24 protein-coding genes, 2 tRNA genes and 2 pseudogenes are annotated in these 26,433 nt (G+C 40.2%); 27 read left to right on the top strand and 1 reads right to left on the bottom strand.

From position 1 onward, the window contains the following. Positions 1-39: 39 nt before the first annotated feature. The 9 genes and pseudogenes from tuf (at position 40) to H9L19_RS01020 (ending at position 10,304) form a co-directional block, all read left to right on the top strand. Entirely contained in the window at positions 40-1,227 is a 1,188-nt protein-coding gene (gene tuf / locus H9L19_RS01060) for an elongation factor Tu (RefSeq protein ID WP_187529353.1), read from the top strand. Positions 1,228-1,410: 183 nt separating this feature from the next. Then, a complete protein-coding gene (gene ppcA / locus H9L19_RS01055) occupies positions 1,411-2,925 on the top strand; it encodes a phosphoenolpyruvate carboxylase (RefSeq protein ID WP_187529352.1) in 1,515 nt (504 codons plus the stop codon). 162 nt (positions 2,926-3,087) lie between these two features. Then, entirely contained in the window at positions 3,088-4,386 is a 1,299-nt protein-coding gene (gene tig, locus H9L19_RS01050) for a trigger factor (protein ID WP_187529351.1), read from the top strand. Positions 4,387-4,540: 154 nt separating this feature from the next. After that, a pseudogene (gene clpX, locus H9L19_RS01045) lies at positions 4,541-5,786 on the top strand (ATP-dependent Clp protease ATP-binding subunit ClpX). Between the two features lie 30 nt (positions 5,787-5,816). Then, positions 5,817-6,461 (top strand): ribosome biogenesis GTP-binding protein YihA/YsxC, encoded by a 645-nt coding sequence (gene yihA, locus H9L19_RS01040; RefSeq protein ID WP_187529350.1) that lies wholly within the window; start codon positions 5,817-5,819, stop codon positions 6,459-6,461. 203 nt (positions 6,462-6,664) lie between these two features. Beyond that, positions 6,665-6,892 (top strand): cell division protein ZapA, encoded by a 228-nt coding sequence (zapA, locus tag H9L19_RS01035; protein WP_187529349.1) that lies wholly within the window; start codon positions 6,665-6,667, stop codon positions 6,890-6,892. After that, the gene (locus tag H9L19_RS01030) at positions 6,889-7,425 is read left to right on the top strand and encodes a CvpA family protein (protein WP_187529348.1); all 537 of its coding nucleotides are present in this window, start codon (positions 6,889-6,891) and stop codon (positions 7,423-7,425) included. Before zapA ends, H9L19_RS01030 begins: the two co-directional genes overlap by 4 nt. Positions 7,426-7,442: 17 nt before the next feature. After that, a pseudogene (locus tag H9L19_RS01025) lies at positions 7,443-9,820 on the top strand (endonuclease MutS2). Positions 9,821-9,866: 46 nt separating this feature from the next. Further along, positions 9,867-10,304, top strand: coding sequence for a pyridoxamine 5'-phosphate oxidase family protein (locus tag H9L19_RS01020; protein WP_187529347.1), 438 nt, complete (start codon positions 9,867-9,869; stop codon positions 10,302-10,304). A 45-nt stretch (positions 10,305-10,349) separates the two neighbouring features. Here H9L19_RS01020 and H9L19_RS01015 read toward each other — a convergent pair. Further along, positions 10,350-10,421, bottom strand: a tRNA-Glu gene (locus H9L19_RS01015). A 104-nt stretch (positions 10,422-10,525) separates the two neighbouring features. Here H9L19_RS01015 and coaBC point away from each other — a divergent pair. From coaBC to H9L19_RS00925, 18 genes are all read left to right on the top strand, one after another. Then, on the top strand, positions 10,526-11,728 hold the full coding sequence (coaBC, locus tag H9L19_RS01010; protein WP_187529871.1) for a bifunctional phosphopantothenoylcysteine decarboxylase/phosphopantothenate--cysteine ligase CoaBC: 1,203 nt from the start codon (positions 10,526-10,528) through the stop codon (positions 11,726-11,728). Between the two features lie 6 nt (positions 11,729-11,734). After that, complete coding sequence (locus H9L19_RS01005) at positions 11,735-12,901, top strand: hydroxymethylglutaryl-CoA synthase (protein ID WP_187529346.1); 1,167 nt, start codon at positions 11,735-11,737, stop codon at positions 12,899-12,901. An 81-nt stretch (positions 12,902-12,982) separates the two neighbouring features. Continuing rightward, positions 12,983-13,207, top strand: a complete 225-nt coding sequence (locus H9L19_RS01000) for a hypothetical protein (protein ID WP_187529345.1) — start codon at positions 12,983-12,985, stop codon at positions 13,205-13,207. A 10-nt stretch (positions 13,208-13,217) separates the two neighbouring features. Then, positions 13,218-13,658 (top strand): nucleoside 2-deoxyribosyltransferase, encoded by a 441-nt coding sequence (locus H9L19_RS00995; protein ID WP_187529344.1) that lies wholly within the window; start codon positions 13,218-13,220, stop codon positions 13,656-13,658. A 13-nt stretch (positions 13,659-13,671) separates the two neighbouring features. Continuing rightward, positions 13,672-14,577, top strand: a complete 906-nt coding sequence (locus tag H9L19_RS00990; RefSeq protein WP_187529343.1) for an N-acetylmuramoyl-L-alanine amidase family protein — start codon at positions 13,672-13,674, stop codon at positions 14,575-14,577. 276 nt (positions 14,578-14,853) lie between these two features. Further along, complete coding sequence (hisS, locus tag H9L19_RS00985) at positions 14,854-16,176, top strand: histidine--tRNA ligase (protein WP_187529342.1); 1,323 nt, start codon at positions 14,854-14,856, stop codon at positions 16,174-16,176. Then, positions 16,173-17,975 carry an aspartate--tRNA ligase gene (gene aspS / locus H9L19_RS00980; RefSeq protein ID WP_187529341.1) on the top strand — a complete coding sequence of 601 codons (1,803 nt, stop codon included), beginning with the start codon at positions 16,173-16,175 and terminating at the stop codon, positions 17,973-17,975. The genes hisS and aspS overlap by 4 nt, the downstream gene beginning before the upstream one ends. 23 nt (positions 17,976-17,998) lie before the next feature. Beyond that, the gene (locus H9L19_RS00975) at positions 17,999-18,880 is read left to right on the top strand and encodes a YitT family protein (protein ID WP_187529340.1); all 882 of its coding nucleotides are present in this window, start codon (positions 17,999-18,001) and stop codon (positions 18,878-18,880) included. A 105-nt stretch (positions 18,881-18,985) separates the two neighbouring features. After that, a tRNA-Asn gene (locus tag H9L19_RS00970) sits at positions 18,986-19,057 on the top strand. Between the two features lie 183 nt (positions 19,058-19,240). Continuing rightward, positions 19,241-20,605 carry a cytosine permease gene (locus tag H9L19_RS00965; RefSeq protein WP_187529339.1) on the top strand — a complete coding sequence of 455 codons (1,365 nt, stop codon included), beginning with the start codon at positions 19,241-19,243 and terminating at the stop codon, positions 20,603-20,605. Positions 20,606-20,710: 105 nt separating this feature from the next. Further along, complete coding sequence (rpsU, locus tag H9L19_RS00960) at positions 20,711-20,896, top strand: 30S ribosomal protein S21 (RefSeq protein WP_166011014.1); 186 nt, start codon at positions 20,711-20,713, stop codon at positions 20,894-20,896. 78 nt (positions 20,897-20,974) lie between these two features. Next, positions 20,975-21,418: a GatB/YqeY domain-containing protein gene (locus H9L19_RS00955; RefSeq protein ID WP_187529870.1), complete on the top strand. Its 444-nt coding sequence runs from the start codon at positions 20,975-20,977 to the stop codon at positions 21,416-21,418. 126 nt (positions 21,419-21,544) lie between these two features. Then, the gene (locus H9L19_RS00950; RefSeq protein ID WP_187529338.1) at positions 21,545-22,549 is read left to right on the top strand and encodes a PhoH family protein; all 1,005 of its coding nucleotides are present in this window, start codon (positions 21,545-21,547) and stop codon (positions 22,547-22,549) included. Positions 22,550-22,551: 2 nt separating this feature from the next. Further along, positions 22,552-23,034, top strand: coding sequence for an rRNA maturation RNase YbeY (gene ybeY / locus H9L19_RS00945; protein ID WP_187529869.1), 483 nt, complete (start codon positions 22,552-22,554; stop codon positions 23,032-23,034). Then, the gene (locus H9L19_RS00940; protein WP_187529337.1) at positions 23,012-23,461 is read left to right on the top strand and encodes a diacylglycerol kinase family protein; all 450 of its coding nucleotides are present in this window, start codon (positions 23,012-23,014) and stop codon (positions 23,459-23,461) included. Before ybeY ends, H9L19_RS00940 begins: the two co-directional genes overlap by 23 nt. A gap of 61 nt (positions 23,462-23,522) precedes the next feature. Continuing rightward, positions 23,523-24,431 (top strand): GTPase Era, encoded by a 909-nt coding sequence (era, locus tag H9L19_RS00935; protein WP_187529336.1) that lies wholly within the window; start codon positions 23,523-23,525, stop codon positions 24,429-24,431. Between the two features lie 15 nt (positions 24,432-24,446). Beyond that, positions 24,447-25,223, top strand: coding sequence for a DNA repair protein RecO (recO, locus tag H9L19_RS00930; RefSeq protein ID WP_187529335.1), 777 nt, complete (start codon positions 24,447-24,449; stop codon positions 25,221-25,223). A 152-nt stretch (positions 25,224-25,375) separates the two neighbouring features. After that, entirely contained in the window at positions 25,376-26,377 is a 1,002-nt protein-coding gene (locus tag H9L19_RS00925; RefSeq protein ID WP_187529334.1) for a HoxN/HupN/NixA family nickel/cobalt transporter, read from the top strand. Positions 26,378-26,433: the final 56 nt, after the last annotated feature.

Here is a 26,433-nt window from a genome sequence, read left to right as displayed (position 1 = left end):
AACATGTTTTCGACTTACGAAAATTAGGAGGATAAGCTTTTGGCTAAGGAACATTACGAGCGCACTAAGCCGCACGTTAACATTGGAACTATCGGACACGTCGACCACGGTAAGACGACTTTGACGGCTGCTATCTCAAAGGTATTGGCTGATAAGGGCTTGGCTGAGCAACAAGACTTTGCTGCTATCGACGCCGCTCCTGAAGAGCGCGAACGTGGAATCACGATCAACACTGCTCACATCGAGTATGAGACTGAAGCACGTCACTATGCCCACATCGATGCCCCTGGGCACGCGGACTACGTTAAGAACATGATCACTGGAGCCGCTCAAATGGACGGTGCCATCTTGGTTATCGCTGCAACTGACGGTCCTATGCCACAAACACGTGAGCACATCTTGTTGGCACGTCAAGTTGGTGTTGAATACTTGATCGTATTCTTGAACAAGACTGACTTGGTTGACGACGAAGAATTGGTTGACTTGGTTGAAATGGAAGCACGTGAATTGCTTTCAGAATATGATTTCCCTGGGGATGATATTCCATTCATCCGTGGATCAGCCTTGAAGGCTTTGGAAGGTGACCCTGAACAAGTTAAGGTTATCGAAGAATTGATGGATACTGTTGATTCTTACATTCCAACACCAGAACGTGACACTGACAAGCCATTCTTGATGCCTGTCGAAGACGTATTCACAATTACTGGACGTGGAACTGTTGCTTCTGGACGTATCGATCGTGGAACTATCGTTTTGAACGATGAAGTTGAAATTATCGGTTTGAAGGAAGAAATCCGTAAGACTGTTGTTACTGGAATTGAAATGTTCCGTAAGACAATGGATCAAGGACAAGCTGGAGATAACATCGGTGCTTTGTTGCGTGGTGTTGATCGTACAGAAATCGAACGTGGACAAGTTTTGGCAAAGCCAGGATCAATTCACACTCACACTAAGTTCTTGGCCGAAGTCTATGTTTTGACTAAAGAAGAAGGTGGTCGTCACACACCATTCTTCACTAATTACCGTCCTCAATTCTACTTCCACACAACTGACGTAACTGGTGTTGTTCAGTTGCCAGAAGGTGTAGAAATGGTTATGCCTGGTGATCACGTGACATTCGATATCGAATTGATCTCACCAGTTGCCATTGAGCAAGGTTTGAAGTTTACTGTTCGTGAAGGTGGACGTACTGTCGGTGCCGGAACTGTTTCAGAAATCAAAGACTAATACGTTAGATCTTACTTTTTGAAAAGGTAAATTTTTAAGAAAAGAGTTTCATACATGTATGAAACTCTTTTTGTTTGCCATAAAACCCGCTGAAAACCTAACATTAAACTATAAAATTTGATGAATGTATGTAATACTAGAAAGAGTACAGGATACGAGAGTTGAATAAAAGGGGAAAATAGCATGGCACGAAAGATTCCAGTAACGATGGGTACGCAACATCCAGACAATGCAAATGCGGCATTTTGGGATAATACTAATAGTCCATTCATTTCTGCATATAGTGAAACCTATGAGGCCTTCCAAAATTTTTCAACACTGAATGTTGATGAATACATGTGGGATTGGGAAGGAAAACATGCGGATGCAGCTGTGATTGATCGACTGTTTTCAAGTGAATACGACTATTTTAAGGACCACGCACTCGGTCGTGATGAATTTATTACCTTCAGATTTCCGAATATTTGGGAGGAAACTGGTTATAATTTAATGCAAGCGATGACAGCTTTTCTTTCCGCTGAAGACTTTGGTCATGATTTGGGATTTCAACAACGACCATTATTCGAAGCAATTCTACCGATGGCGGAACGTGCCGATCAAATTATCGAAATGCAGCGTCTATTTGAACGATTAGCTTCGTTTAAAACTAATGTTTTCACCGAAGGGCGCAAGAACTCATCGTATATTAAGATGATTCCATTATTTGAAGGATTTGAAACGCAATTGCATGCACCGGAAATCTTGCGGGAATATCTTACTTTACATGAAAAGCATTTTGGGGTTAGGCCTGAATATATGCGTGTTTTCCTTGCGGGCTCTGATTCAGCATTGTCTTCAGGCTTTATGAGTTCAATTATTGGTAATAAGTTAGCAATTGCCCGGTTACACGAGTTTTCAGAACAAGAGAGGTTGCCCATTTATCCGATTGTCGGTATGGGGTCAGCTATTTTCCGTGGGGGACTATCACCAAAACGGATTCCACGATTTATTGAAGAATTTAGTGGTGTTAGAACGGTAACCGTTCAATCGGCTTTCCGATATGATTATCCACTGGTAACGGTTAAACGTGCGATTGCTGATTTAAATGAGGCACTGCCTACTGCACAGCCAATAAGCTTTACGGCAGCTGCTCAAGCAATACTTATCACGATTGCGGAAAAGTCAGCTAAAATTTATAAACAGACGTTAGACGAACTTGTACTAGATATGCAACCAGTATTTAAGGCGTTTCCAAAACGGCGCGATCGACGACAACACGTTGGTGTTTTAGGTTATTCACGCGAAGTTGATGGCATTTCATTACCACGAGCAATCACATTTACAGGTGCTTTTTATTCGGTCGGTGTGCCACCAGAGTTTATTGGCTTTGGACGTGCGTTGAAGGCCTTGAGCGCAGATGAATTAGCGGTATTAGTGCAAAGTTATCCTAATATGGCAAAGGACTTTTCCGAATTGTCAGCATATGTTAGTCAATCGGCATTGCGGAAGTTAGCTCAGAGTAATGCCGCATGGCAAGCTGTGATCGAAGATATCGAAATTTTGACAGATGTCTTTAATTTACCAATTGGGCCAGTAACCGACGAACAGCGACAACATGCCGAATTAGCTGATCATTTGGTTGATGACTTATCGGGGGCACCCGTAGCATTGACGGCGATGATCGAACGTCAAGCCCAATTACGCCATTTTTTGGGATAAAAAATTAAAATAAGGTGTCGTTGAAATGTTTTTGTCTAAGTTGCAGGGGAGTTTGTCTTTTCAAAGTGTGCAAAGTAGGGTAAACTAGTTAAGTATGTTAAATAGAAATTTAACTAGTCATTTTAATGTGTTTAGAGTGACTTGTTATGGAGGAATTTAAAAATGGTTGCAAACAACGCAGAATTTACACGTGGAGACGGGAACAAGGGAACATTAAAGTTTGAAATTCCAGTTGAAGATCACGCCGCAGCAATTGATGCTGCATTTAATAAAGTTAAGGGTACTTTGAATGTGCCTGGATTCCGTAAGGGAAAAATGCCAAAGCAAATGTTTATTTCTCGCTTTGGAGAAGAAGCATTATATGAAGATGCATTGAACTTTGCGCTACAAGAAGCTTATCCAGCTGCGATTTCAGCAACAGCAATTACACCTGTTAACCAACCACAAATTGGGGTGGAATCACTAGAAAAAGGAAAGCCTTGGGTGATTACAGCCGAAGTTGAAGTGGCACCTGAAATTGAACTTGGTGAGTATAAAGGGGTTCAAGTTGCTAAGCAAGACGTTGAAGTGTCTGATGCAGACGTGGATGCTGAAATTGAAAATATGCGTCAAAACCAAGCTGAACTTGTTTTGGTTGAAGACCAAGCTGCAGCAAAGGGTGACACTGTTGTGATCGACTTTGATGGTTCAGTCGATGGTGAGCACTTTGATGGTGGAAAAGGGGACAACTTTAGCCTTGAACTTGGTTCAGGTCAATTCATTCCTGGCTTTGAAGACCAATTAGTTGGACATAAAGCTGGTGAATCAGTTGAAGTGAACGTTACTTTCCCAGAAGACTATCAAGCAGAAGACTTAGCAGGTAAAGAAGCATTGTTTGAAACAACCATTCACGAAGTTAAGGTGAAGGAAGTACCAGCTTTGGATGATGAATTTGCTAAGGATGTGGATGAAGAAGTGGCAGGCTTGACTGAATTAAAGGCCAAGACAAAAGACCGTTTGACTGAAGCTAAAGTTCAAGCAGCTAAGGAAGCAAAAGAAGACGCAGCAGTTGCTGCTGCTGTTGACAATGCAAAAGTTGTTGGTGACGAAATTCCTAATGCAATGATTGAAGAAGATGTTCATCGTCAAATGAATTCATTCTTTGCTTCAATGCAAAATCAAGGTATTTCACCTGAAATGTATTCACAAATTACTGGGCAATCAACTGATGATATTCATCATCAATATGAAGAAGGTGCCGAAAAGCGTGTGAAGACGAACTTGGTTTTGGAAGCAATTGTAAATGCTGAAAATATTAAGCCATCACAAGCTGACATTGATGCCGAAGTTAAAGCATTGGCAACTGAATATAACATGGATGAAGCAGGTATTCGTAATGCTTTGTCAGAAGACATGTTGGCCCACGATATCGCGATTAAGCAAGTAGTTGCTTTAATCGTTGATTCAGCGGTCGAAGCTTAAGTTTTGGATAAGCGTTAAAATTGAAAAAATCATCAGCTCGTCTTTGATCGAGATGATGATTTTTCTTTAGTGTCCATTCTGACGTTTCAGCATTCTTGACGTTAGTTTGGTACAATGGAAGTAATAAATTTAATCGAAATCAGGAGCTATTAGTATGTTTAATACCACCGATAATACTAATGGGCCAGCCTACTGTTCATTTTGCGGTAAGTCATCGACTGAAGTAAAGAAATTAGTTGCTGGACCAGGTGTGTTTATCTGTAATGAATGTGTTGCTTTAGCACAACAAATTATCGAAGAAGATCTTCGTGAAGATGCTAAAGAACAAATGATTACGTTAATGACGCCACATGAAATTGTTAAAAATCTTGATGAATACGTGGTTGGACAGGCGGACGCTAAGCGCACACTAGCGGTTGCCGTATATAACCATTATAAGCGAGTTAATGCGATTTTGGCTGAGGATGGGTTGGAATCTGATGTTGAATTGCAAAAGTCAAATATTGCAATGGTTGGTCCAACTGGTTCGGGTAAAACGTATATTGCGCAATCGTTGGCCAAGATGTTAAACGTACCCTTTGCGATTGCCGATGCCACAACGTTGACAGAGGCAGGTTACGTTGGAGAAGACGTTGAAAATATTTTGTTGAAATTGATTCAGGCTGCAGATTTTGATGTTGAACGGGCTGAAATGGGTATTATCTACATTGATGAAATTGATAAAATAGCTAAAAAGTCAGAAAATGTATCAATTACACGTGATGTTTCAGGTGAAGGTGTTCAACAAGCTTTACTCAAAATGATTGAGGGCACCATTGCAAACGTGCCGCCTCAAGGAGGTCGAAAGCATCCCAATCAAGAGTTTATCCAAATTAATACAACAAATATCCTCTTTATTGTTGGTGGTGCTTTTGCAGGCATCGAGGAGATTGTTAAGAATCGATTGGGTGCTAAGACCATTGGTTTTGGGATAAACTCAACTGACGTCAATCAACAGGCCGGTCAATCAATTATGCAACAGATTCAAACTGAAGACCTAATGACGTTTGGATTGATTCCTGAGTTTATTGGTCGCTTGCCAATTTTAACTGCTTTAGAAACATTGACTGAAGATGATCTTGTGCACATTTTGACAAAACCTAAAAATGCACTTACAAAGCAATATGAAGCCCTATTAGCGCTTGATAATGTGACGTTAAAGTTTGAACCCGCCGCGTTAAAAGCAATGGCTCACTTAGCGATTGAAAGAGAAACGGGTGCTCGAGGCTTGCGCTCAATTATCGAAGAGGTCATGCGCGACATTATGTTTGATGTTCCCAAGCCGACATGATATCTCTGAAGTCGTTATTACAAAAAATAGTGTGATTAAACATCAAACGCCAAAATTGATTTTGAAATAAAAAGAGGCGTTGATTTGAGGAGATAAATTCATGGAAGTTCATAATGTCGAAATGGTGATGTCAGCGGTACAACCTAGTCAGTATCCAACAGATGGTTTGCCAGAAATTGCTTTAGTTGGTCGATCAAATGTTGGTAAGTCTTCTTTGACTAATACATTAATTAACCGTAAGGCGTTTGCTCGAACTTCATCTCAACCTGGAAAAACGCAAACATTGAATTTTTATAAGGTCGAAAATCAAGTATTTTTCGTTGATGTCCCTGGTTATGGTTATGCAAAAGTTTCAAAATCAGCACGTGAGAAGTTTCAAGTAATGATCGGTGAATATTTAGAAAAGCGGCAGGCTTTACGCGGAGTTGTGCAATTAGTTGATGCACGACACGCGCCGTCACGTGAAGATATTGAAATGTATCATTGGTTAACTTCCGAAGAGATGGGTGGATTACCAGTGTTAGTGGTCGCAACTAAGGCGGATAAAATAGCACGTGGTCGTTGGAATAAGGCCGAACGTGAGATAAAAAAAACACTTCAGTTTAGTGACCAAGTCTCTGATTTTGAAATGTTTTCGTCAGAGACAAAATATGGTAAAGAAATCGTCTGGGAGTGGATTGAAGCCCGTATGCTTGATGGCACAGACTTTTCTGTAGATGACGATACACCAGAAACATCAAATTAACGATTCAATAAAAGACTGTGTTAATAGAAAAAACCGATGGCTTTGACCAAGATAGTGTCAGTTATCGGTTTTTGTGTGTCATAATGGGGTGATTTTGGTGGCACATGCCAATCAAATGTGGTGATGCTGTGATTGATTGACACATATTCACTACCTTGATTATGGTAAAATAAGAACAGAAAATAAAACGGTAGGATGATTTGATGGTAAAGAAAATTCGGTTTAAGGGAACCATTCAAAATAAAGAATATGTATTAACAACGACTGAAAACCAAACGCATATGGAGGCGGTTTTTGAGTTGGCGAATCAACAATTAGATGCTATCAAGGTGCAAAGCCAAGAGTTAAGTGAGACAGATGCGATGACATTATTGGCCATTAATGCATTGTCTGAACAATTGAAAATGGCATCAGAGCGTGAACAATCGTGATTATTTCAGTAATCATTATTTTGGCGATGGTGGTAGCTGGCTATAAAGGTTACCAATATGGGTTCTTGCGTACTTTCGCGATTTCGGTTGGTCGAGTGATTATATGGACGTTAGCTGTTTTATTAGCACATAATTTGGGCACAGTCATGCAAAATTTTTTCACCTCAGCCGTTAACGCACAATGGTCAACAGAAGTAGGCGGTCAATTTATCGGGAAAGCCACTGAATTTTTATTTTCAGGCATGGGTTTTGCAATAATCACAATCATAGGTACATTGCTTTTACGTATTATTGTACGGGGGCTGAAATTCATCAATCATTTGCCACTCTTAGGTTTCACTAATCGATTAGCGGGCCTATTATTAAATATGATTATGATGTATGTTACTGTATTTTTTACCTTGCAAATTATTGGTATTTGGCCCATATCAGAATTGCATGTGCAACTGACACATTCGCCCGTTGCGCAAATGATTATGCAAAAAACGCCGGTCTTATCGAGAACGATTTATGAGTGGTTCTTATTAATTTAATGACATTTGAGGGACATATGAATACAAAAATACTAAAAACTTTAGAATATGACGCAGTAAAAAATAAATTGACACCTTTTATTACAACAGCGGGGGGGGCACTAGAATTAGAGAAGTTACAACCAACTACCAACAGTGATGAAATGCAAACGTGGCTGGCTGAAACAACTGATGCCATGCAAGTGATTCGGTTAGCTGGTGGTATGACGATTCCGCAGTTGGCAAATATTAATCCGCATATGCAACGTCTGATGATTGACGCTGATTTAAATGCAACGGAGTTAGCACAAGTTGGACGTGTTTTATATACGACCAATCAGCTTAAAAATTTTTTTGATAACTTCATCCTTGATAAGGATGAAGCATTAATCGCGTTAAAACCATACATTGAACGACTATTAACGTTGCCACAAGTCAATCAACGTTTGAATGAAGCGATTGATACTGATGGTCGAATAACTGATGAAGCCTCACCAGAATTACATCGGATTCGTCAACAGATTAAGGGGACGGAGGCGGCAATCCGTCAAAAAATGCAGGATTACACACGTGGTAAGTCCGCACAATATTTGTCTGAACCCATCGTGACCATCCGGAATGAACGGTATGTTGTACCGGTTAAAGCTGAATATCGCAGTAAATTTGGTGGTGTTATTCATGACCAGAGCCAAACGGGTCAGACACTGTATATTGAACCAGCTGACGTTGTGGATATGAATAACCGATTACGTGAAAGTCAATTGAAAGAGCGGCATGAAGAGGCGCGTATTTTGCAAGAATTATCGGCCTTACTACGACCAGAAGCGCAGATAATTTTAGAAAATGCAGTCGTTTTAGGCCATCTAGACTTTGTTAATGCAAAGGCGCGATATGCAGTGACAATTCGGGCGATTGCACCAGAATATAGTCCAAATAATGTCGTGCGCTTATTACAAGCACGCCATCCCTTATTAGATCCACAGCTTGTTGTCCCTAATGATATTGTGATAGGTGAAGAATATTCAGCCATCATCATTACCGGGCCAAACACTGGTGGTAAAACAATCACATTAAAAACGCTAGGCTTGTTACAAATTATGGCACAGTCGGGCCTCTTTATCCCAGTTGCTGAGTATTCAACAGTTGGAATTTTTGAAGAAATCTTTGCTGATATTGGCGATGAACAATCTATTCAACAATCGTTATCAACATTTAGCTCACACATGGTTAATATTGTGAGCATTTTAGAACATCTCAATGACCGATCGTTAGTTCTGTTTGATGAATTGGGTGCAGGAACTGATCCGCAAGAAGGGGCAGCCTTGGCGATGTCAATTTTAGACGCGGTTGGGGCCGCAGGTGCCTATACAATTGCGACAACGCATTATCCTGAATTGAAAGTTTATGGCTATAATCGAGTTGATACAATTAATGCGTCAATGCATTTTGATCTTGAAACGCTTCGACCAACCTATCAACTATTGATTGGTGTGCCCGGTCAGTCAAATGCCTTGGAAATTTCAAAACGCTTGGGATTAAATCCAGAAATCATTCAAGAAGCACGTGAATTAGTGAAAAAAGATTCACAGGAATTGAATGCGATGATTCAGGATTTGGTTCTGCGACGTGATGAGGTTATGACACAACAAAAGCTATTAGACACGCAAATCAATGACAATCGCCAGCTTAAGTTAAATTATGAGACAAAGTTAGAAAAGTTAGATCAAGAACGGGCAAAATTGATTGAGAAAGCCAAACAAGACGCCAATCAAATGGTGTCACAATCGCGTCAAACAGCTGATAAAATCATCAAGGATTTAAGACAGCGACAATTGGCGGGGATGTGGTTAAAGAAAATGAATTGATTACCGCAAAAAGTGCATTAAATGCGCTGAAACAAGCGCCGTCGGCTGATAATAACCGTATTTTACGACGAGCAAAGGCCGCAAAATCAGTCAAATTCGAAGTTGGAGATACGGTCTTAGTACGGGAATATGGTCAACAAGGTACAATCGTGCGAGCCTTAAAAGATGGCAAGTTTGAAGTACAAATGGGTATTTTAAAGATGATTGTCGCAGCACCGGAAATTGAGAAACAAAACATTCAAAATCAACCCAAACAAGCTTCTCGTCACCCCAAGCATACGGGTGTAACAACAGCTAGGGCAAATAATCGTGCACAGGCTTCAGCGACACTTGATTTGCGCGGCGAGCGGTATGAACCAGCAATGGCTAAATTAGATCGCTTTATTGATTCTGCGTTATTGAATAATTTACCAAGTGTCGAAATCATTCATGGGAAAGGGACTGGCGCAATTCGTGAAGGTGTCTTAAGTTATTTACGCTCACATCGCTCAGTTGCTAACTATCAGTTTACTGGGCCTGATCAGGGCGCGACCTATGCAGAATTAAAATAGGCCGTTTACGGTGACATGAATGGGTAGGTTTAATTGGAGGTGAATTATGGAACAAACGTCAATCAGCACAAAAAAACTTTGCGAAAAGTATTTAAGGGGTTCACATATTTTGAATTTAGCGACTTCAAGTCAAAATCGACCTAGTAATCGTGATATGTTTTATATCGTACCAACTGATTTTACGCAGACGATTTATGTCATGACACCGACCAATGCGCAAAAGCTCATTGAAATTGAAGACAATCCGTATGTGGCATTTTCAACTGAACCAACTAAAGAAGATCAAGGTGTTGTGACATCGAATACGGCCATGATTGCGCGTTCGAATTTATCATTCAATGACGTTGCACACCTAGTAGCAAAACAGGTGCCAGAGTGGGAAAATCAGGTAGGTAAGGGCCGTGATAATTTTGTGGTGTTAGCCATCACTTTTCCAACTGCTAAAATCTTTGGTAAACAGGGCATTGAATCAATTGTTCTATAGATATAAAAAAGTCATCCAACAAGTGTGGATGACTTAATAGGACGATAGCCCATCAGGGAGTCGAACCCTGGATGCCGGTGTGAAAAACCGGAGTCTTAACCGCTTGACCAATGGGCCATAAAATATGGGTTGTTTAAACAACAAATAATAGTATAGCAGATTGTTTTAAGCAATGCAAGTGTTTTTGAAGAATTAAGCGCTGTTCAATTTGGGAGAAAATGATGTTTAAAGATAAAAAGGTGATTTTGATTGTTACTGGTGGCATTGCAGCATATAAAGCAGTTATTTTTGCGCGTCTCTTAATGAAACGTGGCGCCTTCGTCCGCGTTGTTATGACGCGGTCGGCAACTGAATTTGTAACGCCAAAAACATTTGCGACGCTTACAAATCAACCGGTTTTAACCCAGCTGTTTTCAGATACACCAGACGTGCCACATATTGCTTTAGCTGACTGGGCAGACCTCATGTTTGTTGTTCCGGCAACAGCTAACATAATTGGTAAAATTGCTAATGGTATTGCAGACGATGCGGCGTCAACAGTATTGTTAGCACGCCATACCCCACTCGTGATTGCGCCCGCAATGAATGAACACATGTATCAAAATCCAGCTGTTCAAAGAAATCTTGACCGTTTAAGCGCCGATGGGGTGCTGATTGTGGCACCGGTTACTGGTCTATTAGCAGAGGGTTATCTTGGTCAAGGCCGATTGCCTGAGCCGGAAGATATTTTGACCGTAGCTGAGATGCAATTACAACAATTAACGCATCACGCATTGAATGGAAAACATTTTATTGTGACAGCTGGTGGTACTAAAGAGGCAATTGATCCGGTGCGATATATTACCAATTATTCATCTGGTAAGATGGGTTATAGTTTGGCGCAGGCATTGGTTGAAAACGGGGCTACAGTGACTTTGATCTCAACAGTTGATGATTTAAAGCTACCGTTTGGTGTTAAGTATATAGCTGTATCAAGTGCTGAAGAGATGAGAAACGCGGTTGAATTAGCATTTGATCAAAGCGATGGGCTGATTATGGCCGCAGCTGTGGCGGACTATCGACCAGAAAATGTCGCACAACAAAAAATTAAAAAGCAAACGCATGATCCAATGACAATGACCCTCATTCAGAATCCAGATATTGTGGCAATGATGGGAGCTAAAAAGGCCAAACAAATCGTTGTTGCATTTGCAGCGGAGACACAAGATCTGTTAAAAAACGCTAAAGCAAAGCTGCTCAAAAAAAATGCTGATATGTTGATTGCAAATGATGTGACAGCGGTTGATGCCGGCTTTGGCGTTGACACGAATCGTGTCACCATTTTGCAAAAGGATGGTGACAGCATATCATTACCGGTGATGTCAAAAATTGAAGTCGCGCGGCAAATAGTTGAACACATGATTATCAATATGACAAAGGAGTAAGACAACATGACAAAAATTGGAATTGATCGGATGAGCTTCTTTTCGCCACATCTGTATATTGATATGACAGATTTAGCGTTAGCTAGGCATGAAGAACCTGACAAATTTCTAATTGGAATTGGACAAAGTGAACAGGCGGTCATTCCACCAACACAAGATGTTGTCACAATGGCAGCCAATGCGGCTGATCAAATATTGACCGATGATGATCGACAAGCCATTGATTTGATTTTATTTGCCACTGAATCTGGTATTGATAATTCAAAATCAGGGGCAGTATATGTTCAACGCCTATTGGGCATGAATCGTTATGCTAGAACCATTGAGTTAAAGCAGGCATGTTATGCCGGAACTTTTGGCCTAATGACGGCCCGTGACTATATTAAAGCGCACCCAGGTAAAAAAGTGTTAGTACTAGCGACTGACATTGCACGCTATGGATTACAATCAAGTGGTGAGGTGACACAGGGTGGTGGTGCCGTTGCGATGATTGTGTCTGAGAATCCGAAAATAGCGGTTCTAGAAAATGATAATCAGTATCAATCTGAAGATATAATGGATTTTTGGCGGCCAGTTTATGCAACTGAAGCTTTGGTTGACGGCAAGTATTCGAGTGAGGTCTATCAAACTTTTTTCAAAGATCTATGGCAACGTTACCAAAAAAACAGTCAAAAGACCATTGCTGATTTTAATGCATTTGTATTCCACTTACCATTTACCAAGTTGGGGTTAAAGGCTCTACGCCAAATCTTGCCAGAAGCAAATGATGAACGACAAAATCAGTTGTTAGCTAATTTTGAAGCTAGTCGTGTCTTCAACCGTCGCATTGGTAATTTGTACACTGGATCAATATATTTGAGTTTAATGTCCTTACTTTTGAATAGTGAGACGTTGCAGTCTGGTGATCGCATTGGATTATTCTCCTATGGATCTGGTGCAGAGGGTGAATTCTTCTCAGCTATTATTCAACCTGAATATCGAACGGGAATGGTCACAAATCAATTTGAACAATTATTCGCACATCGACAACGTGTATCGATTACAATGTACGAAGGAATTTATCAGGCAGCATTGCTTGAATCATCTGATCAGTCCCTAAATCATGCTGATGATCCTGCAAAATTCATTTTGACTGGCTTAAAAAATCAGCAACGCCAATATGAAACACATTAATTTCTTCAATTTTTTTACGCAACACGTCCCAATTTGTTGCGTAAAGTCTAAGTTAAATGATTAGACAGGAGGAATTGGGGGATGAACGATCAAATTACTATTGGAGACCTAGTTTACTGTCAAGGGATACAAGCCATACCGCAAGCATTTATTGGAGAGGTCAGACAGGTTAATCATGATTCTTATTCAGTACAAATAAAGTATGTTGGTGATTTGGGCGTCAGTGGGTTAGAATTAATAAATCAGGTTTTTTTGGTACCTAAACGCGGTACGAAAATTTTTATGCAGAAAACACAAAGAGAATAAGAGAGAGAATATGACAAAAGTATATTTGGCAGGCCCTTTTTTTGATGATGAACAAATTGCACGGTTAGAACGAGTTGAAGCTGCATTGCAAGCAAATCCTACGGTGGAATCTTTTTATAGTCCATTTCGTGATTCTTTTGACGATTATGAATTTGGTAGTAAAGCGTGGGCCAAAGTCGTCTTTGAATCAGATCGTCAGCATTTGCATGATGCGGATGTCGTTGTCGGAATTGTTGATTATGACCAAGACTATGTTGACCCAGGTACGGCATGGGAATTGGGCTATGCCGGTATGCAAGGAAAAAAAGTTGTCATCTTTAAAGAAAAAGAAGGTGGCATTAATATCATGATTTCAGTACCAGCACATACCTTTATCCGACAAGCAGATCAGCTGGCCACGTATGATTTTAATGTGATGCCAGCGAGCGAATGGGATGGACCAGTGTTCTAATCGAGGGGAAAATATGCTAGGTATTCGACGACTCACTAATTTGATTTTTAAATTTATTACACGATTTTGGGTGCCACTAGCAATTACCATTGGTATGCTGACAGTCGCAATCACTTTTACGATGGTCTTATTGGTGAAACAACAGATTACGGTCCAAATTCCCAATTTGACGTTGCGTGTTGGCCCAGATGTTTTAAAAGCAGCCAAAGGCACTTTAAAACAAGGTGAACATTTAAATATATTAGCCAAAGACAATGGTTGGTATCAGGTACAAAGAGAAGATGAATCAACGGGATGGGTTGCTGGATGGTTGCTGGAACGCAAGGTGCCTTTAAAGCATATGAGTTTACTGTCTGAAGCAACGATTGAGTTGGACCCAGGTCATGGTGGGTCTGATTCAGGTGCCCAGAGTATTGATGAAAAACATTTCGAAAAAACATATACATTGCAATTGGCAAAACGTGTTCGAAATGAACTTGTTGAAAACTATGGTACACGCGTCGTGATGTCACGAGATACAGACAAATTAGTCTATTTGGCAGTGATTCCAAAAGTTGGTGAAGCTAATCGAGCAAATGCTTTTATCTCGTTTCACTTTGATTCGGCAAAACCAGATAATTCAGCGAGTGGTTTTACAACCTATTATGGCCGTGAGAATAATGGCTCAAAAGACTTAGCAACACAAATGAATCAGGCAATGAGTCCGGTGATGCCGTTGACTAATCGCGGCGTTGAGCAAGCGGATTATGTGGTTCTGGAAGCAAATTCAGTGCCAGCCATTTTGCTAGAAAACGGCTACATTAACACGAGCAAGGATTTTAGTTACATTAAATCACCTGCGTATCAGCAAAAAATTGCACAACGCATTCCAATTGGTCTACAACGTTATTTGAATGCAGCAGCTAAAACGAGTCATTAGCTTGAAAAGTATTTAGGAATGGTGCATAATAAAACATATTATAAAACCAATGAGAAAGCCTAACTTATGTTGGATGCTTAGCGAACGGGGTCTGGTGTAAGCCCGTCATCTATCAGCATAAGGGGACACTTTTGAGGTTCGCCTCGGCGCGTCATGGCCTCGTTACGGCAAAAGCATAAAGCAAGGTGGTACCGCGCCCACATCAGCGCCCTTGACGATTTTTTCGTTAGGGTGCTTTTTATTTATAATTTTCGTTAAATATGAAAGGATGAAAAAATGGCAAAAGCAACATATCAAAAACCCAAAGGGACAGCTGATCTCTTACCTGGAGAGTCAAGTAAATGGCATTTTGTTGAAGAAACGGCTCGGTTACTATTTAACGATTACCAATATCACGAAATCCGAACGCCAATTTTTGAAAACTTTGAAGTCTTTTCACGTACCTCTGGGGATACTTCAGACGTTGTTACAAAAGAAATGTATGATTTTTTTGATAAAGGCGAGCGTCGAATGGCGCTCAGACCAGAAGGTACGGCAGGTGTCGTCCGCGCGTTTGTTGAAAACAAATTATTTGGACCTGAGTTTCAAAAGCCTTATAAAGCCTTTTATATTGGCCCCATGTTTCGATATGAACGACCACAAGCGGGTCGTATGCGTCAGTTCCATCAAATCGGGGTGGAGGCATTTGGCTCAGAATCACCAGCCTTAGATGCTGAAATGATTGCGATGGTTGTTGATTTATTCCAAACACTTGGTCTGACACAATTAAAGGTTGCGGTAAATTCATTGGGTGATATTGAATCACGGCACAATTATCGTGAAGCGCTCATTGCTTATTTAACCCCATTTTTTGATGAACTATCAAAGGATTCACAGGTGCGATTAGAAAAAAATCCATTACGTGTCTTAGATTCAAAGGATCAAGCAGACCAAGCAATTGTGGCCAATGCACCGTCAATTCTTGACTATCTTAGTGATGATGCAAAAGTTCGATTTGAACAATTGCAGCGTTATTTAGACGCTCTAGGTGTTGAATATGAGGTTGATGCCACAGTTGTTCGGGGACTAGATTATTATAACCATACAATTTTTGAGGTGATGACACAGTCCAAAGCCTTGGGAACTGGTTGGACTACGATTGCCGGTGGTGGTCGTTATAGTGGCCTCGTATCTGAATTAGGTGGTCCTGAATTGCCGGGAATTGGTTTTGGGATTGGTTTAGAGCGCCTGATGTTGTTATTAGCTGATGAACAGGCTAATTTACCTGGGATAGCACCACTTGATGTGTATGTTGCACATCAAGGCGAAGGAACTGAAGTGACGGCTTTACAGATGGTTCAAGCAGTACGTGCATTTGGTTATTCGGCTGATTGCGATTTCTCAGATCGAAAGTTGAAAGGGCAGTTTAAAACGGCAGATCGTGAACAAGCACGTTATATCATTGTGATTGGTGAGCAAGAATTACTAGCGCAATCCGCCAACTTAAAGAATATGACAACGGGCCATGAAATAACTGTTAAATTGGCTGAACTATATACAAATCTGCCAGCATATATTGATGAATCTATCGAACAAAACGAAGGGGAGAATAACGCATGAAAAGGACAAATTATGCAGGATTAATTGATGAAAAGTATTTAGGTCAAACTGTTGTTTTACAGGGATGGGTTCAAAAGCGACGTGATTTGGGGGCGCTTATTTTCGTTGACCTTAGAGATCGTGAAGGACTGGTACAGTTAACATTTTCTGAGGCAATTAATGCCGATGCATTAACCGTGGCTGATCAAATCAGGACCGAATTTGTGATTGAGGCGACTGGTGTCGTTGTTGCGCGTGATGAAAATGCGATTAATGCGCAGATGCGTTCAGGTAAAATTGAAGTGCAGGTGCAACAAGTTGAGATTTTATCAACTGCTAAAACAACCCCATTTTATATTGAAGATGATATTAATGTATCAGATGAGCTCCGTTTGAAATACCGATATCTTGATTTGCGTCGTCCTGAAATGCAAAGGAATCTACGCATTCGGTCAAAGGTCACCGCAGCAACCCACGAGTTTTTAGATGCTAATGGGTTTATTGATATTGAAACCCCATACTTAGCTAAGTCGACGCCTGAAGGTGCGCGTGACTATCTGGTACCATCACGGGTTAATCCGGGTTCATTTTATGCATTACCACAATCACCACAACTATTTAAACAGTTATTGATGGGAGCTGGTTTTGACCGTTATTATCAAGTAGCGCGTGCGTTTCGTGATGAAGATTTACGAGGTGACCGTCAGCCCGAATTTACACAACTTGATTTGGAGACCTCATTCATGTCGCAAAGCGAAATTATCGCATTGGTTAATGAATGGGTTGCTGCGATTATGAAAAAAACAGTTGATTTTGACTTGAATATAGCTGAAATTCCAACTTTAGATTGGGCTGAATCAATGGCTCGTTTTGGAACTGATAAACCTGATATGCGTTTTGGTATGGAGTTGATTGATTTATCAAGTTTACTAGCGCAATCTGAATTTGGTGTCTTTTCAAAAGCTATCGCAAATGGCGGGCAGGTTAAGGCAATTGTTGTGCCAGGGGCAGCAGAACATTATTCACGCAAAGATATTGACAAAATGGCACAATATATTGAACGCTTTGGTGCCAAAGGGTTAGCTTGGTTAAAAATTACAGCAGATGGCATTACTGGTCCAATTGCTAAGTTTTTGACGGCCGAAAGTGATGCACTGCTTGCAGCTACAGAAGCAAAAGAAGGTGACTTAGTGTTGTTCGCAGCTGATAAACCGGCTGTAGTTGCGGCAACCCTTGATGCATTGCGACGTATGACAGCTAAAGCGCAGGGATTAATTGATGAATCAAAGTGGCAATTTGCATGGATTGTTAATTGGCCATTGTTTGAATATCAACCAGATGAAGATCGTTGGATTTCAGCTCACCATCCATTTACAATGCCAAATGAGGAAGATTTGCCATTGATGGATACGACTGAGGGTGCACATCAAGCACACGCACAATCTTATGATTTGGTGTTGAATGGCTATGAATTGGGTTCAGGGTCAATTCGTATTCATCGAATGGATATTCAGCAAAAGATGCTTGCTGCACTTGGCTTTACACCTGAAGCGGCTGAAGAGGCCTTTGGGTTCTTACTTGAAGGTATGACCTATGGATTCCCACCCATGGGGGGGATTGCTCTTGGGTTAGATCGCTTAGCCATGTTATTAGCTGGTGTTGATAATATCCGTGAAGTAATTGCATTCCCTAAGAACTCAAAAGGGAGTGAACCGATGACTGATGCGCCATTGCCAGTGGCAAAGGCGCAATTAGATGAACTTGGTTTGGTTGCACCAATTTATGCTGAAACGTCAACGCCAAATATGGCAGAAGAATAGACTGAGAAAGCTGGATTGAATAAATGCAATCATTTGAAGATTATATGCGTAATCATGAGTATACTGGTCGCTTAACGGCAGCCGTTGTTTACGCTGTTGCAGCAGCTATTGCTTTGAATTTTTTCTGGACTAACGGTCATATTTATTCTTCTGGGATCACTGGGTTATCACAATTAGTCAATACTTTATTTGAACGTCTATTAGGATTTGACTTACCGGTGTATATCTTATTAGTTTTATTGAATATTCCGCTATTGTTCTTTTCATATCGCAATATTGGGGCTAAATTCACTATTTTCACCGCAATTGCCATTGTTATGGCATCAATGGCAATGCGTTTTATTGCGGGACCTGTTGTGCCCTGGACCAAAGATCCGCTTATGGACGCTATTTTTGGTGGCTTGATTAATGGTTTTGGCACTGGATTTGCTTTACGTAATGGCCTTTCAACTGGGGGGCTTGACGTCATTGGGATTGTCTTAAAGCGTAAATATGGGATTAATATGGGAAAAGCCAATTTGATGTTTAATTTCTTCATTTTGCTTGGATCGGGATTCTTATTTGGCCCCAAATACGCTTTATATACAGCGATTGGCTTAGTAGTGAATGCACGAATGATTGATACGGTTTATACACGGCAGCAGAAAATGCAATTAATGGTGATTACTGAAATGCCACAAGAAGTTGCGATGGCATTGCAAAGTCAGTTACGCCGTGGTATTACGATTGTGCACCATGCGGAAGGCGCCTATAATCATCATCCAAAAGAAATTTTGTTTACAGTGATTTCTTTGTATGAAGAAGTTGATGCTTACGCGGCAATTCATCAGGCGGACCCAGGCGCTTGGGCATCGATGTGGCGAATCGAACGGACATTCGGGCGCTTTTATGAACCACGATTGTGATAATTTAACAGTACAATAAGTTTTCACTCATAAAACACTCACTAAAAATAAATAAATTATTGATATTCTCTAATTATCCTTGTATGATTATTGGCATAGGGTAATTGCTCCATAGTTCAGCGGTAGAATAACGCACTGTTAATGCGCAGGTCCCTGGTTCGAATCCAGGTGGAGCAGTCAATGATTGTAAATGAAATCGAGTTATCAATTGATAACTCGATTTTTTATTAGAAAAAATTAATTTCGAAACGGATGAGAATAATTTGTATGTATTTTTTTGTTATTTAAAGTAACTATCTTTGTATTATTTTAGCAATGTTAATTTGTTATTCTAGGTAGAATAAAATTTTGGAGGAAGATATGACAACACGTGAGATTAAAGTTGACAGTGATCAACACATTACACAAATGGGATTTTGGGATGAACTTGCGACATGGATTGGCGCAAACGCAAATAATGGGACTTGGTATATGGGTGGTGTTTTGGCCGCACTTGGGTTAGCCGGTGCTCTAGGTGTCATCTTAATTTCTGGCCCTTTAGCGTATGTCTTTTTGGCAGCAGTGGGTTATATTGGTTATCGCGTGGGTGCTTCGACGATGAACCTGATGCGGCCCGCTTTTGGCGTTCGTGGCTCGATTGGACCGTCATTAATTAACGTCGTTCAGTTTATGGGCTGGGCAGCTGTTAACACATATATTGCCGCAATTTCAGTGAGTTATTTGCTGAGTGATCTTTTTGGCACAAATTATTTTAAGCCAGGGGGCCTAAATGGGATGGTGATTGGGGTTGTCATCATGGGATTGTTGCATTTGATTTCAATCTCATTAGGTCAAAGGTCAATTCGACTCATTGAGCGAATCGGAATTATACTTGTGATTGTGCTTGTTTTGTGGGAAACAGTTATCGTCCTTAAGTCAGTGCCATTGTCAAAAATCTTTGCTTGGCAACCACCCGAGACAGCACATTTGTCATTTGGGACAGCCATTGATATTTTTGCTGCGTTTAATCTAGCGTGGGTTACTGCTGCGGCTGATTTTACACGATTTGCTAAACATCGTTCAGCTGCAACCAAAGCCCCATTCTTTGGGGCGACAATGGGCCTTTATTGGTTTTCAATCGTGGGTTCATTGACAACCATTGCGGCTGCTATTAGTACGAACACGTTCAGTACTGACAGCTCAGATCCGTCAACTGTCGCATCAAAATTGGGCCTAGGCGTTTTGGCATTGCTCGTCATTATGATCACGTCAACGACGGCCAATGCTGTTAATTTAATGGCAGCTGGCTCAGCATTGAATAATATTGTGCCACGAGTTAAATTAACACCAGCATTGTGGATTGTGACAATCATTGCCACCTTGATGAGTTTCATTCCATTTGTTGTCGGTGGGTTTTTAGCAACTTTCACATGGTTTTTAGATTTAGTGGGCATGATTTTAGGGCCAGAAATCGCCATTTTGTTAGTTGACTATTTCCTCATCCATCAACAAAAGTACCAATTGTCATCATTCAATCAAGTCAAGGGTCCATATTGGTATACACGTGGATTTAATGTTAAAGCCTATCTCACATGGGGTTTGAGTGTCGGTATTTATTTTGGTTTGCAACAGCTAACAGTAATTAAAGAAACGATTGGTGCGACATGGTTAACAATGGGAATTGCAGCAATTATCTATAGTAGTCTGGTACGTTTTTCGATGCATTTCAAAATGAGAAAAAAGTGAATTTTATTCTGCTTGATTTAAGCAGTTGAGTTTGCTAAACTAGTTAATTGAACAGAGTGTGGGCTAGTGATAGTTAATTAAACACGAGAAAGGAGGGAATTTATCATGACTAAGACTGTTGTTCGTAAGAATGAGTCTCTTGATGATGCTCTCCGTCGTTTCAAGCGTGGTGTGTCAAAGGATGGTACTTTGCAAGAATATCGTAAGCGCGAATTCTACATCAAGCCATCTGTACAACGAAAGCTTAAAGCTGAAGCTGCACGTAAGCGTAAGAACAAGAAGAGCCGTTAATAGGTTCATAGCCGGGCTACTTTGTAGTCTGGTTTTTTGTTTGAAACTATAATAGGTAAATGCATGAAGGAGAACATGATGGCATTATTAGAAACGCTAACCGCTGATATGAAAACTGCAATGCGCGCAAAAGATAAAGAAACTTTATCAGTTGTTCGCATGTTAAAAGCAGCAGTCTCAAATGAACAAATTAAATTAGGACATGATCTAACGGCTGATGAAGAATTGGCTGTGTTATCACGAGAAATGAAACAGCGTGTTGAGGAATTGGAATCATACAAGGCCGGCGAACGGACAGAATTAGCCTTAGAAGTAGAAAAACAAATTGCAGTTGTTAAGCAATATATGCCAGCTCAAATGTCTGAAGCTGAAGTGATTGCAACAGTTAAGGAAACAATTGAACAAGTCGGTGCAACCACAAAAGCGGATTTAGGCAAAGTAATGGGTGCTTTGATGCCTAAGGTTAAAGGCAAGGCTGACGGTAAGCTAGTTAACGCCACCGTTCAATCATTATTGAAATAATCATAATAAAAGAATCATGATGATGATTCTTTTTTTGTACATAAAAAATACCTCAGTTGTCATTTTTGTTATTGCCTATTGTGCGGTATAATTAAATGAATATTTAGATGATAAGAGGGCCTATTATTGGCAACGATTGAGAAAGATTATAAGTTTGAAAATGCTGAACAAGAAATTGGTTTATTAGGTGTCCAAGATGCTAATTTAGCTTTGATTGAAGAAAGTTTGTCAGTATCTGCTGTGACAATTGGTGACCAAGTGAAGTTATCAGGTGAAGAAGATAATGTTTTGGCCGCTGTTCAGATTATTGATGAACTCGCGCAGTTAATTAAAAAGGGAATTAAAATTTCTGCCGCTGACATTGTCAGTGCCATTAAAATGAATGAGCGTGGGACTTTAGAATATTTTTCTGATTTATACAGTGATACATTAATTCGTGATAATAAAGGACGTGCAGTCAGGGTTAAAAATTTTGGGCAACGCCGGTATGTTCAAGCCATTGCCCATCAAGACGTCACTTTTGGGATTGGCCCTGCAGGAACAGGAAAAACTTACCTTGCTGTTGTGATGGCAGTTGCAGCGCTTAAGCGTGGTGAAGTCAGCCGCATTATTGTGACACGACCAGCGGTTGAAGCTGGCGAAAGCCTAGGCTTTTTGCCAGGTGATTTACGCGAGAAAGTTGACCCATATTTGCGACCTATTTATGATGCGTTATATCAAATTATTGGTAAAGAACATACTGAAAGACTACTCGAACGCGGTACAATTGAAATTGCACCTTTAGCGTATATGCGTGGACGTACGCTTGATCAAGCGTTCATCATCTTAGATGAGGCGCAGAATACAACGCCACAACAAATGAAAATGTTTCTGACACGGTTAGGATTTGGATCAAAAATGATCGTCAACGGTGACATTTCTCAAATTGATTTACCACGACAAGTAACATCGGGATTACTTATGGCACAAAAAATATTGAGTGATGTTAACCACATTGAATTTATTCAATTTGAAGCGAGCGATGTGGTTAGGCATCCAGTAGTTGGTGCGATTATTAATGCATATGACCAATTTGATCAGCAACAAAATCGACGGCAGCAAAATGTAGTAAAAGATTCGGAGGGCGAATGACAATGGATTTGGCGATTTATGACCAAACACAAAAAGGCGTTTCAACTGAACATATTGAGTTGGTGACGTCAGTATTAAATTATGCAGGTGATTTTTTAAAGCTGCCTGAAACGACCGAAATGTCGGTGACGTTTGTTAATAATGATGAGATTCAAAGAATCAATCGTGAGTATCGGCATTTAGACAAAGCAACGGACGTGATTTCATTCGCACTTGAAGATGAAGATGATGATTTACCAATCGTTTTTGACGATGAGATGGCTGCTGATTTGGCGAAGAATATTGGTGATATTTTTGTTTCAGTTGATAAAGTGCAAGAACAAGCAGACTTTTTGGAACATTCATTTGAACGTGAACTTGGCTTTTTAGTTGTTCATGGTTTCTTACATTTGAATAATTATGATCATATGCGTGGCGAAGCGGAAGAAAAAGAAATGTTTGGTTTGCAACGGGAGATTTTGGATGGGTATGGACTTACACGATAAGAAAGGCCCACAACCAATTAAACCAGAACAGCAAATGCAGGTAGAGAAAAATTCGCATTTTTTACAATCCTTTGGTCATGCGATTGAAGGTATCGGCCAATTATTGGTTCGTGAACGTAATATGCGTTTCCATATCTTTGCTGCGCTGGTTATTATATACGTTGGGCTTTCATTACATGTTAACCGACAGGATTGGTTATGGTTGGCGATGGCAATTTTTGCAGTCGTCATGTCTGAATTTGTTAACACCATGATTGAAACCATGGTTGATTTGATTGTCGGTGAGACGTATCATCCATTGGCTAAGACAGCAAAAGATGTTGCAGCAGGGGCGGTTGTTTTTGCTGTACTGTTTGCTATTGCGGTTGGTGGCATCGTTTTTTGGCCTTATCTTTGGCCCTTGATTAAACAAATGTTTACCGTGTGAACAAATGCAAAATATGAAGTATGTAACGTGCACTTAGAAGCACGCAAAAAAAGGAGTAATAATGAGCGCAGAAGATTTCAAATCCGGTTTTATTGCCTTAGTGGGACGTCCTAATGTGGGAAAGTCAACACTGCTCAATCAAATGATTGGGGAAAAGATTGCCATTATGTCACCCAAAGCGCAAACGACGCGAAATAAAATTCAAGGTATTTATACAACCGATGAAGGACAAATTGTTTTTCTAGATACACCGGGGATTCATAAACCACAAAATTCCCTAGGTGATTATATGGTTAAAACGGCCATGTCAGCGATTCGAGAAGCAGACATGGTTTGGTTCCTAGTAAATGCTGATCAACCTCGAGGCGGTGGTGATGATTTTATTATTAACCGACTCAAAGATACAAAAACCCCGGTATACCTAATTATTAATAAGATTGACTTGGTTAATCCAAGTGATTTACTAGCTATAATCGCTGATTATCAAGCACAAATGGGTTTTGCTGAAATTTTCCCGATTTCTGCATTAAAAGGCGATGGTGTGTCAGAATTGTTGACATTTGGTATGGACCAAATGGCGGCTGGTCCCCAATATTATCCGGCCGATCAAATCACAGATCACCCAGAACGTTTTATTATGGCTGAATTAATTCGTGAAAAGGTCTTGCAATTAACACGACAAGAAGTCCCTCATTCAGTGGCAGTCGTGATTGACAAGATTGAACGACAAACGGAAGGACACTTACATGTTCAAGCAACGATTGTTGTTGAACGGCCGACACAAAAAAATATTGTGATTGGTAAACAAGGTGCTATGATCAAAGAGATTGGTATCCGTGCCCGGCGAGATATCGAACGCTTACTAGGTGATAAAATCTTTTTGGAGACCTGGGTTAAGGTTGAAGATCGTTGGCGGGATAAACCACAAGCATTACAATCCTATGGTTATAAAGAGGATGCAGAGATTTAACACAAGGGGATTTGAATGGTTGATAAACGTGAGATAACATTTGATGGCATTGTCATGTATCAACGAGAACATAAAGAACGTGATTTACTGGTGAAAATTTTAACCCGTAATTCGGGGAAAAAAATGTTTTTCATAAAAAATGGTAAATCAAAAAGTAATCGGATTGCTGCGGAATTACAACCACTGACGCAAGCAACGTATGAAGGAATATTAAATCAGTCGGGACTTAGTTTTGTTGATGACGTAAAAGCCGTTCATTTTTATCGTTCTTTAGTGAATGATATTGAAAAAAATGCTTATGCTACTTATATTTTAGGTTTAATTGATTCGGCTTTTGTCGATAATCAACCGATTACCCTTTGGTTTGACCGTGTGCAACAGGGATTAGAAAAGATAGCAGACGAGTTTGATGCACAAGGTATTGCTAATTATTTTGAAATCGCCTTATTACCAGCGTTTGGTTTGTCAATCACTTGGCAACATTGCGTTGTTTGTGGCCGTTCGGATTTACCGATGGATTTTTCTGAAAAGATGCAAGGTACGATTTGTCAGAATCACTTTGGTGTTGATGCTAATCGCATGCAAGTTGACTCACGCGCAATTCTGGTGCTCTCAAAATTAGCGCAGATTTCATTATCACAATTAGGTTCATTAGAGTTAAAAGAAACAACCAAAAAAGAAATGGCACGTGTGTTAGATCGGATTTATGATGAACAGGTCGGTGTGCATTTAAAAAGTAAAACGTTTATTCAACAATTGGGTGCCTGGCAAAGTCGATTACGTGATCGCTAGTTAATAATCTCTCACTGCAAATTATTAAATGTAATTTGCAGTGAGAGATTATTTTTTTATCACAAATCGTGAAAAGTTGATAATCGAAAAATACACACATTTTGGGCATAATTTAATCTTAGAATAACAGATAGTAAAGGAGAGTTCACACGATGAAATGGGACGGGTTACGCTATGGTGGATTTATTGTTTTGTTATTAGTCGCTGGGATACTACTGCTTGGATCAAGTGCCAGTATGCATCCGGAAATGATTGGGATGGCAATTTTATCATTTACTTTTGGCCTGCGACATGCGTTTGACATTGATCACATTGCTGCGATTGACAATATGACACGAAAAATGCTCAACGATGGGAAAAACACACGTGGTGTGGGGTTTAATTTTTCGTTTGGTCATTCTTTAGTTGTGATTTTAATGACGGTTGCTACAGTTCTATTTGTTTCTTGGGCAAAAAATACAATGCCAGTTTTACAAGCAATTGGTGGTCAAATTGGGACCGTTGTTGCCGCAGTGATGTTAATTGGACTATCTATCATGAATAGCTTTATTTTAGCAACCATTTGGCAAAATTTTCAGTGGTTACGACAGCACCCGGGCGAAAAGCAACCAGAAACACAAACTAAAATTTATCAATTATTTGAACGACTACTTAATTTGATTCAGTATAACTGGCAAGTGATGCTGGTCGGTTTCTTATTTGGGTTGGGCTTTGATACTGCAACTCAGATTGCTGTTTTGAGCACTTCTGCTACGGCCACTGGCGCTGGTGTTGCGTGGTATGGTGCACTGGCGTTCCCACTGCTATTTACTGCGGGGATGTGCCTGATGGATACGCTTGATGGTTTTTTCATGAGTGGGGCATATAGTTGGATCTTTTCTTCGGCGTATCGAAAAGTATATTTCAATTTAATTATTACTAGCATTTCAATTCTAGCAGCCGGGTTTATTGGTCTTGTTGATCTCATTCAAGCTGTTAAGAGCATTTTCAATTGGCGAAATCCATTAACTGATTGGGCAAGTCATTTAGACTTTAATACAATGGGCTTTGTCTTGGTATTCATTTTTGGTCTGACATGGGGCACTGCGTTATTAATTTGGCATGTCTTTGGTCTTTCACAGCATGAAACACAGAGAGGTACGAATATCATTTGAAGTGATATGAATTACATGGCTAATTAGTTGGCATGATGTGGTGAATGTCAGCGGTG

Source organism: Weissella diestrammenae (assembly GCF_014397255.1).
In the GTDB taxonomy this organism is placed as follows: domain Bacteria; phylum Bacillota; class Bacilli; order Lactobacillales; family Lactobacillaceae; genus Weissella; species Weissella diestrammenae.
Note: the sequence above shows the minus strand (reverse complement) of the source record. Positions and strands in the feature narration are given on the sequence as shown.

Bases quoted from the DNA above. Each gene is read 5' to 3' on its own strand.
- tig (WP_187529351.1), top strand. From the start codon at position 3,088: ATGGTTGCAAACAACGCAGAATTTACACGTGGAGACGGGAACAAGGGA.
- hisS (WP_187529342.1), top strand. From the start codon at position 14,854: ATGGCAAAAGCAACATATCAAAAACCCAAAGGGACAGCTGATCTCTTA.
- era (WP_187529336.1), top strand. From the start codon at position 23,523: ATGAGCGCAGAAGATTTCAAATCCGGTTTTATTGCCTTAGTGGGACGT.
- zapA (WP_187529349.1), top strand. From the start codon at position 6,665: ATGGTAAAGAAAATTCGGTTTAAGGGAACCATTCAAAATAAAGAATAT.
- H9L19_RS00990 (WP_187529343.1), top strand. From the start codon at position 13,672: ATGCTAGGTATTCGACGACTCACTAATTTGATTTTTAAATTTATTACA.
- recO (WP_187529335.1), top strand. From the start codon at position 24,447: ATGGTTGATAAACGTGAGATAACATTTGATGGCATTGTCATGTATCAA.
- H9L19_RS00940 (WP_187529337.1), top strand. From the start codon at position 23,012: ATGGGTATGGACTTACACGATAAGAAAGGCCCACAACCAATTAAACCA.
- ybeY (WP_187529869.1), top strand. From the start codon at position 22,552: ATGGATTTGGCGATTTATGACCAAACACAAAAAGGCGTTTCAACTGAA.
- ppcA (WP_187529352.1), top strand. From the start codon at position 1,411: ATGGCACGAAAGATTCCAGTAACGATGGGTACGCAACATCCAGACAAT.
- H9L19_RS01005 (WP_187529346.1), top strand. From the start codon at position 11,735: ATGACAAAAATTGGAATTGATCGGATGAGCTTCTTTTCGCCACATCTG.
- H9L19_RS00965 (WP_187529339.1), top strand. From the start codon at position 19,241: ATGACAACACGTGAGATTAAAGTTGACAGTGATCAACACATTACACAA.
- H9L19_RS00995 (WP_187529344.1), top strand. From the start codon at position 13,218: ATGACAAAAGTATATTTGGCAGGCCCTTTTTTTGATGATGAACAAATT.
- H9L19_RS00955 (WP_187529870.1), top strand. From the start codon at position 20,975: ATGGCATTATTAGAAACGCTAACCGCTGATATGAAAACTGCAATGCGC.
- rpsU (WP_166011014.1), top strand. From the start codon at position 20,711: ATGACTAAGACTGTTGTTCGTAAGAATGAGTCTCTTGATGATGCTCTC.
- H9L19_RS01020 (WP_187529347.1), top strand. From the start codon at position 9,867: ATGGAACAAACGTCAATCAGCACAAAAAAACTTTGCGAAAAGTATTTA.
- yihA (WP_187529350.1), top strand. From the start codon at position 5,817: ATGGAAGTTCATAATGTCGAAATGGTGATGTCAGCGGTACAACCTAGT.
- H9L19_RS01000 (WP_187529345.1), top strand. From the start codon at position 12,983: ATGAACGATCAAATTACTATTGGAGACCTAGTTTACTGTCAAGGGATA.
- aspS (WP_187529341.1), top strand. From the start codon at position 16,173: ATGAAAAGGACAAATTATGCAGGATTAATTGATGAAAAGTATTTAGGT.
- H9L19_RS00925 (WP_187529334.1), top strand. From the start codon at position 25,376: ATGAAATGGGACGGGTTACGCTATGGTGGATTTATTGTTTTGTTATTA.
- coaBC (WP_187529871.1), top strand. From the start codon at position 10,526: ATGTTTAAAGATAAAAAGGTGATTTTGATTGTTACTGGTGGCATTGCA.
- H9L19_RS00975 (WP_187529340.1), top strand. From the start codon at position 17,999: ATGCAATCATTTGAAGATTATATGCGTAATCATGAGTATACTGGTCGC.